The sequence below is a fragment of the Gordonia oleivorans genome (genome assembly GCF_040044975.1).
GTDB lineage: Bacteria > Actinomycetota > Actinomycetes > Mycobacteriales > Mycobacteriaceae > Gordonia > Gordonia oleivorans.
Window position 1 is genome coordinate 56,974 of record NZ_JBDZDI010000003.1, and the last position, 14,341, is coordinate 71,314.

10 protein-coding genes are annotated in these 14,341 nt (G+C 67.1%); all 10 read right to left on the reverse strand.

Translation table 11 applies throughout. From position 1 onward, the window contains the following. Positions 1 to 49: 49 nt before the first annotated feature. A complete protein-coding gene (locus ABLE92_RS06855; protein WP_348804008.1) occupies positions 50 to 1,555 on the reverse strand; it encodes a glutamate synthase subunit beta in 1,506 nt (501 codons plus the stop codon). Next, a complete protein-coding gene (gene gltB / locus ABLE92_RS06860; protein WP_348804009.1) occupies positions 1,548 to 6,119 on the reverse strand; it encodes a glutamate synthase large subunit in 4,572 nt (1,523 codons plus the stop codon). The genes ABLE92_RS06855 and gltB overlap by 8 nt, the downstream gene beginning before the upstream one ends. A gap of 253 nt (positions 6,120 to 6,372) precedes the next feature. Next, positions 6,373 to 8,250, reverse strand: coding sequence for a prolipoprotein diacylglyceryl transferase (gene lgt, locus ABLE92_RS06865; protein WP_348804010.1), 1,878 nt, complete (start codon positions 8,248 to 8,250; stop codon positions 6,373 to 6,375). Between the two features lie 33 nt (positions 8,251 to 8,283). Further along, positions 8,284 to 9,105 (reverse strand): tryptophan synthase subunit alpha, encoded by an 822-nt coding sequence (trpA, locus tag ABLE92_RS06870; RefSeq protein WP_348804011.1) that lies wholly within the window; start codon positions 9,103 to 9,105, stop codon positions 8,284 to 8,286. Continuing rightward, a complete protein-coding gene (gene trpB, locus ABLE92_RS06875; RefSeq protein WP_348804012.1) occupies positions 9,102 to 10,382 on the reverse strand; it encodes a tryptophan synthase subunit beta in 1,281 nt (426 codons plus the stop codon). Before trpB ends, trpA begins: the two co-directional genes overlap by 4 nt. A gap of 60 nt (positions 10,383 to 10,442) precedes the next feature. Beyond that, a complete protein-coding gene (gene trpC / locus ABLE92_RS06880) occupies positions 10,443 to 11,261 on the reverse strand; it encodes an indole-3-glycerol phosphate synthase TrpC (RefSeq protein ID WP_348804014.1) in 819 nt (272 codons plus the stop codon). Positions 11,262 to 11,369: 108 nt separating this feature from the next. After that, positions 11,370 to 12,152, reverse strand: a complete 783-nt coding sequence (locus ABLE92_RS06885; protein WP_348804016.1) for a TIGR02234 family membrane protein — start codon at positions 12,150 to 12,152, stop codon at positions 11,370 to 11,372. Continuing rightward, on the reverse strand, positions 12,145 to 13,749 hold the full coding sequence (locus ABLE92_RS06890) for an anthranilate synthase component I (protein ID WP_348804017.1): 1,605 nt from the start codon (positions 13,747 to 13,749) through the stop codon (positions 12,145 to 12,147). Before ABLE92_RS06890 ends, ABLE92_RS06885 begins: the two co-directional genes overlap by 8 nt. Continuing rightward, the gene (locus ABLE92_RS06895) at positions 13,746 to 13,925 is read right to left on the reverse strand and encodes a tautomerase family protein (RefSeq protein WP_348804019.1); all 180 of its coding nucleotides are present in this window, start codon (positions 13,923 to 13,925) and stop codon (positions 13,746 to 13,748) included. The genes ABLE92_RS06890 and ABLE92_RS06895 overlap by 4 nt, the downstream gene beginning before the upstream one ends. Positions 13,926 to 13,927: 2 nt before the next feature. Further along, positions 13,928 to 14,338, reverse strand: coding sequence for a phosphoribosyl-AMP cyclohydrolase (hisI, locus tag ABLE92_RS06900; protein WP_348804020.1), 411 nt, complete (start codon positions 14,336 to 14,338; stop codon positions 13,928 to 13,930). Positions 14,339 to 14,341 lie beyond the last annotated feature (3 nt).

Below are 14,341 nucleotides of genomic sequence, written 5' to 3' on the forward strand. Positions count from 1 at the left end.
CACACCGCGGCCGGGCGTGCCGCAGTGTGAGGTCTGAGCAGCTCCCCGGTCAGCGCACCGACAGGGGTAGTGCGGCCGGCCGAACCGGCGACGGCAGGTCGGAGGCGCCCATGAGGAATTCGTCCACCGATCGTGCCACCGAGCGTCCTTCGGCGATGGCCCACACGACCAGGGATGCGCCGCGGTGGGCGTCTCCGCACACGAAGACGCCGGGTGCGTCGGTCTGCCAGTCACTTCCGCAGGACAGGGCACCACGGCGGTTGGGTTCGATCTGCAGGTCGTCGAGCAGTGGTCCTCGCTCGACTCCGGCGAATCCGATGGCGAAAAGCGCCAATTCACAGGGGATTTCGAACTCCTCGCTGACCGGGGTGATGACGCGCCGGCCGTCGGCCTCGCGGACGACCTCGACCTCGGCGAGGACCATGGTGGTCACGTTACCGTCGGCGTCACCCAGGAAGCGTTGCACCGCAACCTGATACTTGCGGTCGCCGCCTTCGGCGTGGGCACTGGAGGTGCGCATGATGAGCGGCCAGGTGGGCCACGGCGAGCGGGTGTCGTCGCGATCGGAGGGCAGTTCGGGGTTGTAGTCCAACTGCACCACCGAGGCCGCGCCCTGGCGGTGCGCGGTGCCGAGGCAGTCGGCACCGGTGTCGCCGCCACCGATGATCACCACGTGCTTGCCCTTGGCGGTGATCGGCGACGGTCCGTCGCCCTCGCATTCGCGGTTGGCGGGCACGAGGTGCTCCATCGCCAGGTGGACGCCGTTGAGTTCGCGACCGGGTACCGGGTTGTCGCGCGCGGCCATCGCACCGATGGCGAGGACCACCGCGTCGTGCCTGGCACGGAGGTCGGCGACGCTCAGGTCGGTCCCGACGCCGCAGCTGGTGACGAATTCGGTTCCCTCCGCGCGCATCTGGGCGACGCGTCGGTCGATGTCGGACTTCTGCAGCTTGTACTCCGGGATGCCGTAACGCAGCAGGCCGCCGATCCGGTCGTCACGTTCGTACACGGTGACGTCGTGACCGGCGCGGGTCAGCTGCTGGGCGGCGGCGAGTCCGGCGGGTCCGGAACCGACGACGGCCACGGACTTGCCGGTCTTGATCGCCGGCGGCTCTGGCCCGATGATGCCTTCGGCCCAGGACTCGTGGGCGATGGTCTTCTCGACTCGCTTGATGGTGACACTGCCGCCGGTGGTCGGCTCCGAGATGGACAGCACGCAGGCCGCCTCGCACGGCGCCGGGCACACCATGCCGGTGAACTCGGGGAAGTTGTTGGTGGCGTGCAGGCGTGCGCTGGCCGCGTCCCAGCGACCACGACGAACCAGGTCGTTCCATTCCGGGATGAGATTGCCCAGGGGGCAGCCCGCGGTTCCCGAGTGGCAGAACGGGATTCCGCAGTCCATGCAACGCCGCGCCTGATCACTCACCTCGGCGAGCACCTTCAGCGGGTTGTCGGCGTGTTCGTAGACATCGCCCCAGTCCTGTACGCGTTCGGCGACGGGCCGATACTTCGCTTCCTTCTTCGAGATTTCCAGGAATCCGCGTGGGTCAGCCACGAGCCGCCTCCATGATCGCTGAATCAACGTCGCGCCCTTCGGCTTCGGCCATGCGGGCCGCGTCGAGGACACGTTTGTAATCGGTCGGCATGACCTTGGTGAAGGCCAGGCATCGGCGCGGCCAGTCCGCCAGCATCGAGGCACCGATCGCCGAACCGGTGAGTTCGGTGTGTTTGGCGATGTGTTCGTGCAACCACTGCAGGTCGTCGGGGTCGGGCCGCATCAACTCGACCATCGCCATGTTGACCTTCGACGGATCGAGGTCGTAGACGAAGGCGATACCGCCCGACATTCCGGCGGCCATGTTGCGTCCGGTCGCGCCGAGAATGACCACCCGTCCGCCGGTCATGTACTCACAGGCGTGGTCGCCGACGCCTTCGACGACCGCGGTTGCACCCGAGTTGCGCACCGAGAACCGCTCCCCGACCTTGCCGCGCAGGTACACCTCGCCCGACGTGGCGCCGTAGAGGATGGTGTTGCCTGCGATCACCTGATCCTCGGCGATGAACCACGCCTCGGGGTCGGGTGCGACGACGATCTTGCCGCCGCACAGTCCCTTTCCGACGTAGTCATTGGTGTCGCCGCTGAGGGAGATGGTGACGCCCGGCGGCAGGAAGGCGCCGAGCGACTGGCCCGCCGAGCCGGTCAGTTTGACGGTGATGGTGTCCTCGGAGAGACCTTCGGCCCCATAACGGCGGGTGACCTCCGCACCGAGAAGGGTGCCGACGGTGCGGTTGACGTTGCGGACCGGCAGTTCGAGGGTGACCGGGTGGGCGTCCTCGAGTGCACCTTCGGCGAGCTGGATCATGGTCTGGTCGAGCGCCTTGTCGAGGCCGTGGTCCTGACCGCGGACGCGACGGGTGGGGCCCTTGTCCTCGATGCGACGGAAGATCGGACTCAGGTCGAGTCCCTTGCTCTTCCAGTGCGCCACAGCCGAATCGGTGTGCAGGCGCTGCGACTGACCGATGGCCTCGTCGAGGGTGCGGTAGCCGAGCTGGGCCAGATACTTGCGCACGTCCTCGGCGATGAACCGGAAGAAGTTGACCAGGTGTTCGGCCTGACCGGTGAAACGCGAACGCAGTTGGGGGTTCTGCGTCGCGACTCCGACCGGGCAGGTGTCGAGGTGACAGACCCGCATCATGATGCAGCCGGTGACGATCAGCGGCGCGGTGGAGAATCCGTACTCCTCGGCACCGAGCAGCGCCGCCATGATGACGTCGCGTCCGGTGCGCAGCGCACCGTCGCACTGCACGGTGATGCGGTCACGTAATCCGTTGAGCATCAACGTCTGCTGGGCGTCGGCAAGACCGATCTCCCACGGCGTACCGGCGTGCTTGAGCGAGGTCAGCGGCGACGCTCCGGTGCCGCCGTCGTATCCGGAGATGAGCACCACGTCGGCATGCGCCTTGGACACACCGGTCGCGACGGTGCCGACACCGACGGCCGACACCAGCTTGACGTGGATGCGGGCATCGGAGTTGGCGTTCTTCAGGTCGTGGATCAGCTGGGCGAGATCCTCGATGGAGTAGATGTCGTGATGCGGCGGCGGCGAGATCAGGGCGACCCCGGGGGTGGAGTGCCGGGTCTTGGCGATCCACGGGTACACCTTGTAGGCCGGAAGCTGGCCACCCTCACCGGGTTTCGCACCCTGGGCCATCTTGATCTGGATGTCGGTGGCGTTGATCAGGTAATCGCTGGTGACTCCGAACCGGCCGGAGGCGACCTGCTTGACGGCACTGCGTCGTTCCGGATCGTAGAGACGGTCCACATCCTCGCCGCCCTCGCCGGAATTCGACCGTCCGCCAATGCGATTCATCGCGATCGCGATCGTCTCGTGCGCCTCGGCGGAGATCGATCCGTAGCTCATGGCACCGGTGTTGAAGCGCTTCATGATCTCTTCGACCGGTTCGACCTCGTCGAGCGGAATCGGATCCTTTGCGCCGAGATCGAACTCGAAGAGGCCGCGCAGGGTGCCGCCCTTGCGGGACTGCGCGTCGACCTTGTCGGAGTATTCCTGGAAGACCTCGTCACGTCCGGTCTTGGTGGCGTGCTGCAGCAGGAACACCGTCTCGGGGGTGAACATGTGCAGTTCGCCCTCGCGCCGGTACTGATACTCGCCGCCGACCTCGAGACGCCGATAGACCTGCTCGGTGGCGTTCTCCGGGAAGGCGCGATGGTGTCGAAGGCGGACCTCCTCGGCGAGTTCGTCGAGGCCGACACCCTCGAGGCGCGACACGGTGCGGGTGAAGTATTCCTTGACCACGGCCGAGGACAGGCCCACCGCTTCGAATGCCTGGGATGCGGTGTAGGAGCTGATGGTGGAGATCCCCATCTTGCTCATCACCTTGAGCACGCCCTTGCCGAGCGCCTCGATGTAGTTGCGGATCGCCTTGCGCGGTGCGACGCCGGTGAGTTCACCCTCGGTGATGAGATCCTCGATCGATTCCAGCGCCAGATACGGATTGACCGCGGCGGCACCGAAACCGATGAGCAGAGCGATGTGGTGGACCTCGCGGGCGTCACCGGACTCGACGACCAACGCCACCTTGGTGCGTTCCTTGGTGCGGACCAGGTGGTGGTGCACCGCCGAGACCGCGAGCAGCGACGGGATCGGTGCGTGTTCACGGTCGGAGTGACGGTCGGAGATGACCAGCGTGCGGTGCCCCTCGGCGATCGCCTGCGAGGACCGGGTCCGCAGATCCTCCAACGCGGCCGCCAGACCCGGACCGCCGTCGGCCACCTCGTAGAGACCGTGCAGCACCTTGGCCGACAGGCCCGGATTGTCGCCGTCGTCGTTGATGTGCACGAGCTTGGCCAGGTCGTCGTTGTCGATGACCGGCCAGTGCAGCTGAATCTGCCGGCACGACGCGGCGGTCGGATCGAGCAGATTCTGCTCGGGTCCCATCACGCGAGCCATCGAGGTGACGATCTCCTCGCGGATCGCGTCCAACGGCGGGTTGGTGACCTGGGCGAACAGTTCGACGAAGTAGTCGTAGAGCAACCGCGACCGCTGCGACATGACCGCGACCGGGGTGTCGGTGCCCATCGAACCGAGCGGTTCGTAGCCGGAGGCCGCCATCGGGGTGAGCAGGACCCGCAGGTCCTCCTCGGTGTAGCCGAAGGTGACCTGACGCCGCACGACGGTGTCGTGGTTGGGCTTGTACACCGGCCGGCTCGGCAGTGTCGCGATGTCGAGAAGGCCGGAGTGCAGCCACTCGTCATACGGCTCTGCGTGGATCAGATCACCCTTCACCTCCTCGTCGGGGATGATGCGTCCCTGCGCGGTGTCGACGAGGAACATCTTGCCGGGCTCCAGGCGACCCTTGGAGACGACGTCGTCGACCGGCACGTCGAGTACCCCGGCCTCCGAGGCCAGGATCACGCGGCCGTCGCGGGTCTGCCACCACCGGCCGGGGCGCAGGCCGTTGCGGTCGAGGACCGCGCCGACCACCGTGCCGTCGGTGAAGGTGACACATGCCGGTCCGTCCCACGCCTCCATCAGGGACCCGTTGAACTGGAGGAACGCGCGACGTTTGGGGTCCATCACCGGCACGTTCTCCCACGCCTCGGGGACCATCAGCATCACCGCGTGCGGCACGCTGCGACCACCGAGATGCAGCAGTTCGAGGACCTCGTCGAGGGAGGCCGAGTCCGACGCCTCGGGGGTGCAGATCGGGAAGGCGCGTTTGAGATCGCCGGGGATCAGATCGGTTTCCAACAGGGCTTCGCGGGCACGCATGCGGTTGCGGTTGCCGCGGACGGTGTTGATCTCACCGTTGTGGGCGACGAAGCGGAACGGATGCGCGAGTGGCCACGACGGGAACGTGTTGGTGGAGAACCGCGAGTGGACGATGGCGATGGCGCTCATGCACCGCTCGTCGCGCAGATCGGGGTAGTACAGCGGCAGCTGCATCGTCGTAAGCATGCCCTTGTAGACCATCGTCCGGCTCGACAGCGACGGGAAATATAGCCCGGTGCCGGCTTCCTCGATGTCGGCGGTGACGCGTTCGGCCTGCTTGCGGAACGGGTAGATCGCGCGGTCGAGGTCGATGCCACCCAGGCGGGGGCTCCCGATGGCCGGCTCCACGGTCACGAACAGTTGCGCCATGTACGGCATGCAGCCGACAGCGGTCTCGCCGATGTCCGCGCCTTCGACATCGACGGGCAGTTCACGCCATCCGAGCACGGTGATGCCCTCGTCGGCGGCGAGATCGGTGACCCGTGCCATCGCGATCTCGCGCAGTGCCGGGTCCGCGGGGAGGAAGCAGTTGCCGGCCGCATAGGTGTTGGAACCGTCCGGGTTGGCCGGTGGCAGATCGAAATCGACCGAGCCACGCAACAATTCGTCGGGTAGCTGAATCAGGATGCCCGCGCCGTCACCGCTGTTCGCCTCGGCGCCCGCCGCTCCACGGTGTTCCAGGTTCTCCAGGGCCAGCAGGCCGTCGGCGACGATCGAGTGAGAGCGACGTCCGTGGACGTTGGTGACCATCGCCACGCCGCATGAATCGACCTCTGCCTCGGGGTCGTACAGTCCCTGCTTCGCCGGAAGCGCCGAAAACAACATCACTACCTCCACTGGATTCGAGTCGAATCGCATGCATGATGTCCTTTGGGACAGCGCTGGCCCGTGGAGCAATGTGGCCGTTCGCGGACATGGGGCTGCCGCAGACGGTGAGACTCCACCTTATCTGACGCGCGGCGATGGTGCGCTCGTTGCAGTCGGCGCGGCAGGCGTTGTCCGACAGTGAAGTCGGACGCCATCCGAAGTCGGGCGTCGTCAGGCGAAGTCGAGCGTCGTCAGATGAAGTCGAGTGTCGTCAGGAGTCGGAGGAGCGCCGGTCCGCGGATTCGGCGGGGGCCACCTCGTCTGCCGAGGCGGCGGGCGTGTCGTCCGCGTCGTCCGTGGGCTGGTCGTCGGTCTCTGTCTCCCCCGCGTCGTCTGACTCCGCGGCGGTCTCCGTCTGCCCGGTGGTATCCGATTCCGGCGGTGTCCAGGCCGTCGCGTCGGCGACCTCGGCAGTGCCCTCGATGATCTCGGAGTCGTCGACGGGATCGTCGACGATGACGACATTGGCGTCGGAGCTCGAACTCTCGGAATCGTCCGCTACCGGGGTCCACGCAGTGGCGTCGGCGACCTCACCGGTGCCCTCGATGATCTGCGAGTCGTCGACCGGGTCATCGACGTGGATCACGTCGGCCTCGGATTCGGTGGCATCGGAAGCGCCGTCAGTGTCGGACTGAGCGCCGTCAACGTCGTCGGGAGCGCTGTCAGTGTCAGACTGAGCGCCGTCAACGTCGTCGGGAGCGCTGTCAGTGTCAGACTGAGCGCCGTCAACGTCCTCGCGAGCGCTGTCAACGTCCTCCGGAGCGCTGTCAGTGGTGTCGGGAGCGCTGTCAGTGGTGTCGGGAGCGCTGTCAGCGTCAGACTGAGCGCTGTCAACGTCAGACTGAGCGCCGTCAACGTCCTCGCGAGCGCTGTCAACGTCAGACTGAGCGCTGTCAGTGTCAGGCTGAGCGCTGTCAGTGGTGTCGGGAGCGCTGTCAGTGTCGGACTGAGCGCTGTCGGCGTCCTCGGGAGCGCTGTCGGTGTCGGACTCGACGGCACGGTCCTCGTCGGCCTCTTCCAGGCCCTTGGCGATCACCTGGGTATCCGTCGCGTCGTCGCCGGCATCGGTCGTCTGGGCGTCGTCGTCGAACTCTTCGGCGTCGTCGTCGAACTCTTCGGCGTCTTCCTGAACCTCGCCGTCCTGAACCTCGTCGTCCTCGTCCTCGTCGACGTATCCGACGGCGCCGAGCGCCTCGAGTTCTTCGGCGCGGTCCGCATGGTACATCTCCAGCCCGCGCTCACGGCCCTTGGTCGCCACCACGAAGTAGATGGCGGCCGCCACGAACAGCAGTGCCGAGGTGAAGACGTTGATACGGATTCCCGCGATGAAGGTGTAGACGGTGTCCGAGCGCAGCAGCTCGACGATGAACCGGCCGGCGCAGTAGCCGGCGACGTACAGGGCGAACAGACGCCCGTGGCCGATGCGGAACTGGCGATCGATCAGTACCAGGGCCAGCACGATCAGCAGATTCCACACCATCTCGTACAGGAAGGTGGGATGGACGATCGCGTACACTTGACCGGTCGAGGTGCCGTTGATGAGTCCGGGACCGGTCTGGTAGCCGTCGGAGCGCTCGAAGATCTCCAGGCCCCACGGCACGGTCGTGTCGCGTCCGTACAGCTCCTGATTGAAGTAGTTCCCGAGGCGACCGATGGCCTGCGCGAGCAGGATCGGCGGGGCGATCGCATCGCCGAACGCCGGCAACTTGATCCCGTGTCGGCGACACCCGATCCAGGCACCCAGGGCACCGAAGATCACCGCACCCCAGATTCCGAGACCACCGTCCCAGATCCGCAGGGTGTCGATGGGAGACTTCCCACCGTCGCCGAAATAGATCTGCCAATCGGTGAGGACGTGATAGATCCGGCCGCCGATCAGTCCGAACGGGACGGCCCAGATGGCGACGTCGAGGACCTCACCGGGCTGGCCCCCACGCGCGATCCACCGGCGGTCCCCCCACCAGACGGCCAGGATGATGCCGACGATGATGCACAGCGCATAGGCACGTACCGGGACCGGGCCCAGATGCCACACACCCTGCGGTGGACTCGGGATGTAGGCGAGCAACGTCGTTGTCGGCGCGATCACGCCTGACACCCTAGCCGACCGCTGACGGCCTGCTCACCGCGGTGGGGTCGGATGAGCCACACCGTCGGCGAGCTCGGAAACCAGCGCATGCAGGGCACCGGGACTCTGCGCGGCAGCGCTGACCAGCGCCGATCCGACGATGACGCCGTCGGCGTAGGAGGCGATCTCGGCGGCCTGCTCACCGCTGCGCACACCGAGGCCGACACCGATCGGGATGTCGGAGTACTCGCGCACCCGCGCACACAGTTCGGGCGCCGCGTTCGACACGGTGGTGCGGGCACCGGTGACACCCATCGTCGATGCCGCGTAGACGAATCCGCGGCACGAGTCGATGGTCAGGGCGAGCCGTTCCGGCGTCGAGGACGGCGCGACCAGGTAGATGCGGTCCAGGCCGTACTCGTCGGAGGCGGCGTGCCAGGCCTGGCCCTCCTCCGGAATCAGGTTGGGGGTGATCAGTCCGGCTCCGCCGGCATCGGCGAGATCGTGGGCGAAGCGTTCGACGCCGTACTGCAGGATCGGATTCCAGTAGCTCATCACCACGGCCTGCCCACCCGCATCGGTGATGGCGCGCACCGCGGTGAACACGTCCCGGACCCGCACCCCGTTGGTCAATGCCAGATCGGCGGCCTCCTGAATGGTCGGGCCGTCCATCACCGGATCCGAATAGGGAACGCCGACCTCGATGATGTCGCAGCCCGCCTCGACCATCGTGGTGAACGAATCGATCGACGCGGCGACAGTCGGGTACCCGACGGGCAGGTAGCCGATGAGCGCCGCGCGACCCTGCTCGCGGCACTTCTCGAAGACCGGCGACAGCCGGGACGGACCGACGTGGGCGATGGTGCTCGGGGTCATCGGGCGTGCGCTCCTTCGGATGTGTCGGTGTCGGTCGGCTCGTCGAACAGGTGGAACCATCGCGCGGCGGTGTCGACATCCTTGTCACCGCGACCCGAGAGACTGACGACGATGATCGCGCCCTCACCCAACTCACGGCCGAGCTTGAGGGAGCCGGCCACCGCATGCGCCGATTCGATCGCCGGGATGATGCCCTCGGTCCGGCTCAGCAGTGCCAACGCCTCCATCGCCTCGGTGTCGGTGATCGGCTGATACTCCGCCCGCCCGATGTCCTTGAGGTAGGCATGCTCGGGTCCGACCCCCGGATAGTCTAATCCGGCCGAGATCGAATGCGATTCGATGGTCTGACCGTCCTCGTCCTGCAGCAGGTAGGAGAAGGCGCCCTGGAACGCACCGGGAGTACCGCCGGTGAATGTGGCCGCATGCCGGCCGGTCTCGACGCCGTCGCCGGCCGCCTCGTAGCCGACCAATCGCACACCGGTGTCGTCGATGAACGGATGGAAGATGCCGATGGCGTTGGAGCCGCCGCCGATACACGCGGTCACCGCGTCGGGCAGGCGTCCGGCCTGCTCGAGGATCTGAGCACGCGCCTCGAGTCCGACGATGCGTTGCAGATCGCGGACCAGCATCGGGAACGGATGTGGGCCCGCCGCGGTACCGAAGCAGTAATAGGTGTTGTGCGCATTGGTGACCCAGTCACGCAGCGCCTCGTTGATGGCGTCCTTCAGCGTGGCCGAGCCGGTGTCGACGGCGATGACCGACGCGCCGAGCAGCCGCATCCGGGCGACGTTGAGGGCCTGTCGTTCGGTGTCGACGCGGCCCATGTAGATGATGCATTCCATGCCGAAGAGGGCACATCCGGTGGCGGTGGCGACGCCGTGCTGACCCGCGCCCGTCTCGGCGATGATGCGTGACTTGCCCATCCGGCGCGCCAGCAGCAACTGCCCGAGCACGTTGTTGATCTTGTGAGATCCGGTGTGGTTGAGGTCTTCTCGCTTGAGGAAGATCCGCGCTCCGCCGGCCTCCGAGCTCAGCCGGGTCGCCTCGTACAGCGGTGACGGGCGCCCGACGTAATCGCGTTGCAGCCGATCGAGTTCGGTGAGGAAGCCATCGTCGCTGGGCAGCTTCTCATACGAGGTGGTGACATCATCGATGACGGCCATCAACGCCTCGGGGACGTGCCGGCCACCGTACTCCCCGAAATGCCCGCCCTCGTCGGGTTCGATCGACGTGCGGGTTGCCACACCCTTACTGGCCGTAGGAAATTCGGTCGTCACAGGAGACCTCACTGCAGTCACGTCACCACGGCCGCATCCGGCGTACGCCGAATGAGGCTGTCAGCGAACAGGTTTCGGACAAGATGGATGGGTTCCGGCGGTCACCAGCTCGGACACCGCGGTGCGCGGGTCACCGCTGGTCACCAACCCTTCGCCCACGAGTACCGCGTCGGCGCCGGCACCCGCGAACGCCAGCAGGTCGGCGGTACCACGAACGCCGGATTCGGCGACGCGGATGACCTTGGTGGGTAGCCCCGGGGCGATCCGCGAGAAATTGTCACGGTCGACCTCGAGGGTCTTGAGATTGCGATTGTTGACGCCCACCACCGACGCACCCGCTTCGAGTGCGCGATTCGCCTCGTCCTCGGTGTGCACCTCGACGAGTGCCGTCATGCCCAGACTCTCGGTGCGGTCGAGCAGCGACGCCAACACATTCTGTTCCAGCGCGGCGACGATCAGCAGGATCATGTCCGCACCGTGGGCGCGGGCCTCGTGGATCTGGTACGGCCCGACGATGAAGTCCTTGCGCAGCACCGGAATGTTCACCGCGGCACGCACCGCGTCGAGGTCGGCGAGAGAGCCGCGGAATCGTCGCTCCTCGGTCAGCACGCTGATGATGCGCGCGCCACCGGCCTCGTAGGCGGTGGCCAATTCGGCCGGATCGGCGATGGTCGCCAGATCACCCTTCGACGGGCTGGCGCGCTTCACCTCGGCGATCACCCCGATACCGGGCTGTCGGAGCGCGGCCATCACGTCTTTGGGGTCGGCGGCCTGCTCGGAGGCCGCTTTGACGGCGGCGTAATCGACGACCGCTTCACGCGCGGCGACGTCGGCCTTGACTCCCTCGATGATCGACTCGAGGACGTTCGGCATGCTCACGACAGCTGGTTACCTTTCGACGATCTTGCCTCCACCAGGGTAGACGGACGCCTCGGAGCCATCGTGACCGGGGCGAACATCAGGCGGATCGGCCGCGGGACGGGCCCATCACCGCTGATCGGTGGGATCGATGCCGGTGTCGAGCGCGTCCCACATCATGCGTTCGTTGGCCTGCTTTCCGGTGGCGGCGGTGCCGTCGGTCGCCGAGTTGTCGGCGTCCTCCGCGTTATCGGCGGCGGCCTTGCGTCGTTTGTGCTCGGCGAAGATCTCCCGTTCGAGTTCCTCCCGCCGTGCCGCCGGCGTGGTGTACTTCGACGACATCGCCGCACCGGAGGCGGCGCGCAGCAGCAGAATGCCCGCCAGCACGCAGCAGACGGTACCGGCGATGACGACCGCGGCAACCCAGCCGTTGGTCGTGGTCAGTCGCACCACGTACTTGTCGGCCAGGTCGATGGCCCGCGCCGCATACAGTGAATCCGACGAACTGGTCACCATCGACAACGCCGGGAACGCCGCCAGCAGGCCGCCCACGGCCACCAGCACGGCGAGCACCCGCAACCCCCAGCCGCGCAACGAGAACGCCGCGAGGATCGCCGCCAGCAACACCAGTGCCAGCGGGGTCAGCCACGGACTCCAGTCGGCACCTTTGACGGTCATGTAACGGTCCGGGGACATGCCGTCGCCGGCGAACACCGTCGCCCACGTCAGCCGCGACGACACCCAGAACAACAGGGCGCCCAGTCCCAGCAGAATCGCCGCGATGATCTTGGTGCGCCGCACGCGGGCGGCCCGGGTGGTGGTCGTGTCGGCGGTGTCGGTCGTGTCCGTGCCGGCGGCGCCTGCCGGTTCGCTGGTGCCGTCCGGATCGGTGGGTGTGGAGTCGTCAGTCATCGTCGGAGATCTCCGCGACGCCGCCGCCGGTGGCGGTGCCGACGCGTCGCATCGTCGACGCCGCCGCCACCGCGTTCAGGACGGCGGTCGCCTTGTTTCGTGCCTCGTTGTATTCGTAGTCCGGGTCGGAGTCGGCCACCACGCCACCGCCGGCCTGCACGTATGCCCGTCCCCGCGACATCAGGGCCGTGCGGATGGCGATGGCGGTGTCGGCGTTGCCGGCGAAGTCGAGGTAGCCGACGATGCCGCCGTACAGACCGCGACGGGTGAGTTCGTGTTCGTCGATCAGTTCCATCGCCCGCACCTTGGGCGCGCCGGTGAGAGTTCCCGCGGGGAAGCAGGCGGTGACGGCGTCGAGTGCGTTCTTGTCGTCGCGCAGGGTCCCCGACACCGTCGACACCAGGTGCATCACGTGGCTGTATCGCTCGATGTGCCGGTAGTCGCTGACCTTCACCGTGCCCGGTCGGCACACCCGGCCGAGGTCGTTGCGGCCGAGGTCGACGAGCATCAGGTGTTCGGCGTTCTCCTTCTCGTCCTCGATCAGACCCTTCCCGAGGAGCTGGTCTTCCTCCTCGGTCGCGCCACGCCATCGGGTACCGGCGATCGGGTGCGTGGTGGCGACCCGGTCGTGCACCGTCACCAGGGCCTCCGGGCTCGATCCGACCACGGTGAACGGGTCGCCGTTGATGCCGGGGATGCGCAGCAGATACATGTACGGGCTGGGATTGGATGCTCGCAGCACGCGGTACACGTCGAGGGGGTCGGCGTCGCTGTCGATTTCGAAACGCATCGACGGCACCACCTGGAACGCCTCACCGGCCTCGATCTCGCCGACCAGGTCACGCACGATCTCGTGATACTCCTCGCGGCTGCGCTGGACCCGGTAGTCGGGTGTCGGGTGGTCGAACAACGACACCGTCGAGGGGGCAGGGGCGGCGAGGGCCTCGGTCATCCGGTCGAGACGTTGAAGGGCGTCGGCGTAGGCCTGTTCGACGCGGTCGTCGGAACCGTCCCAGTTCACCGCGTTGGCGATCAGGGTGATCGTCCCCTCGTGGTGATCGACGGCGGCGAGATCGGTGGCCAACAGCATCATCAGGTCGGGCAGATGCAGATCGTCGACGGTGGTCTCGGGCAGACGCTCCAACCGGCGCACCATGTCGTAGGCCATGAACCCGACGAATCCGCCGGTCAGCGGCGGCATGTCGGGCAGCGGATCGGTGGCCAGCAGACGCAACGATTCGGCCAGCACGGTCAGCGGATCGCCGTCGACCGGGGCTCCGGCCGGAACCGCACCCCACCAGCTCGCCTTGCCGTCGACGACGGTCAGCGCCGACGGTGCGCCGGCACCGATGAACGACCACCGCGACCAGCTGCGTCCGTTCTCCGCGGACTCCAGCAGGAAGGTGCCCTCGCGGTCTCCGGCGAGCTTGCGGTATGCCGACAGCGGGGTCTCCGAATCGGCCAGCACCTTGCGGGTCACCGGCACCACCCGGTGATCGGCGGCGAGGTCGAGGAACTCCGCGAGGGTCGTGGTCGTGGCGTGATCGGCCGCGGCTCGGTGGGAGCCGGCGTGCTCGTCGGCGGCAGTGTCGCTCATCCGAGGGGCTCTCCGCCCACGCCCCACTGGCCCCGCGGGATCTCGTTGATCGTGACCCACACCGAGTCGGGATTCTTGCCGGTGGCACGGGCGTAGGCGTCGGTGACCGCGGCGATCGTCTCGCGCTTGACCCGGTCTGACAATCCGGGGGTTTGCGAGATCTGGATCAGTGGCATGACTAACCTCCGCCTTTCGTGGTTTCGTGTGCTGCCTCGATTGTCTCAGGCCCGACGGCCTCGGCAGCCGCGAACTCCGACAGCAGCGAGTCGGTGTCGAAGCAGCTGTGATTGCCGGTGTGGCAGGCCGCGCCGACCTGGTCGACGACGAGCAGGACGGTGTCACCGTCGCAGTCGAGGCGGACGTCGTGCACCGACTGGGTGTGCCCGCTGGTCTCCCCCTTGACCCAGTACTCCTGACGGGACCGCGAGTAGTAGGTGGCCCGCCGCGTCTGCAGGGTGCGTTCCAGAGCGACGTCGTCCATCCACGCCACCATCAGCACGATGCCGGTCTCGCGTTCCTGGGCGACGGCCGCGAAGAGACCGTCGGCGTTGTGCTTGAGCCTGCCCGCCAGTTCCGGTGGTAACGCCATGTC

What these genes read in the sequence shown, in the direction of transcription:
- gltB (WP_348804009.1), bottom strand. Translation starts at nt 6,119, where the DNA reads ATGTTGTTTTCGGCGCTTCCGGCGAAGCAGGGACTGTACGACCCCGAG.
- trpA (WP_348804011.1), bottom strand. Translation starts at nt 9,105, where the DNA reads ATGACCCCGAGCACCATCGCCCACGTCGGTCCGTCCCGGCTGTCGCCG.
- ABLE92_RS06885 (WP_348804016.1), bottom strand. Translation starts at nt 12,152, where the DNA reads ATGACTGACGACTCCACACCCACCGATCCGGACGGCACCAGCGAACCG.
- ABLE92_RS06890 (WP_348804017.1), bottom strand. Translation starts at nt 13,749, where the DNA reads ATGAGCGACACTGCCGCCGACGAGCACGCCGGCTCCCACCGAGCCGCG.
- ABLE92_RS06895 (WP_348804019.1), bottom strand. Translation starts at nt 13,925, where the DNA reads ATGCCACTGATCCAGATCTCGCAAACCCCCGGATTGTCAGACCGGGTC.
- hisI (WP_348804020.1), bottom strand. Translation starts at nt 14,338, where the DNA reads ATGGCGTTACCACCGGAACTGGCGGGCAGGCTCAAGCACAACGCCGAC.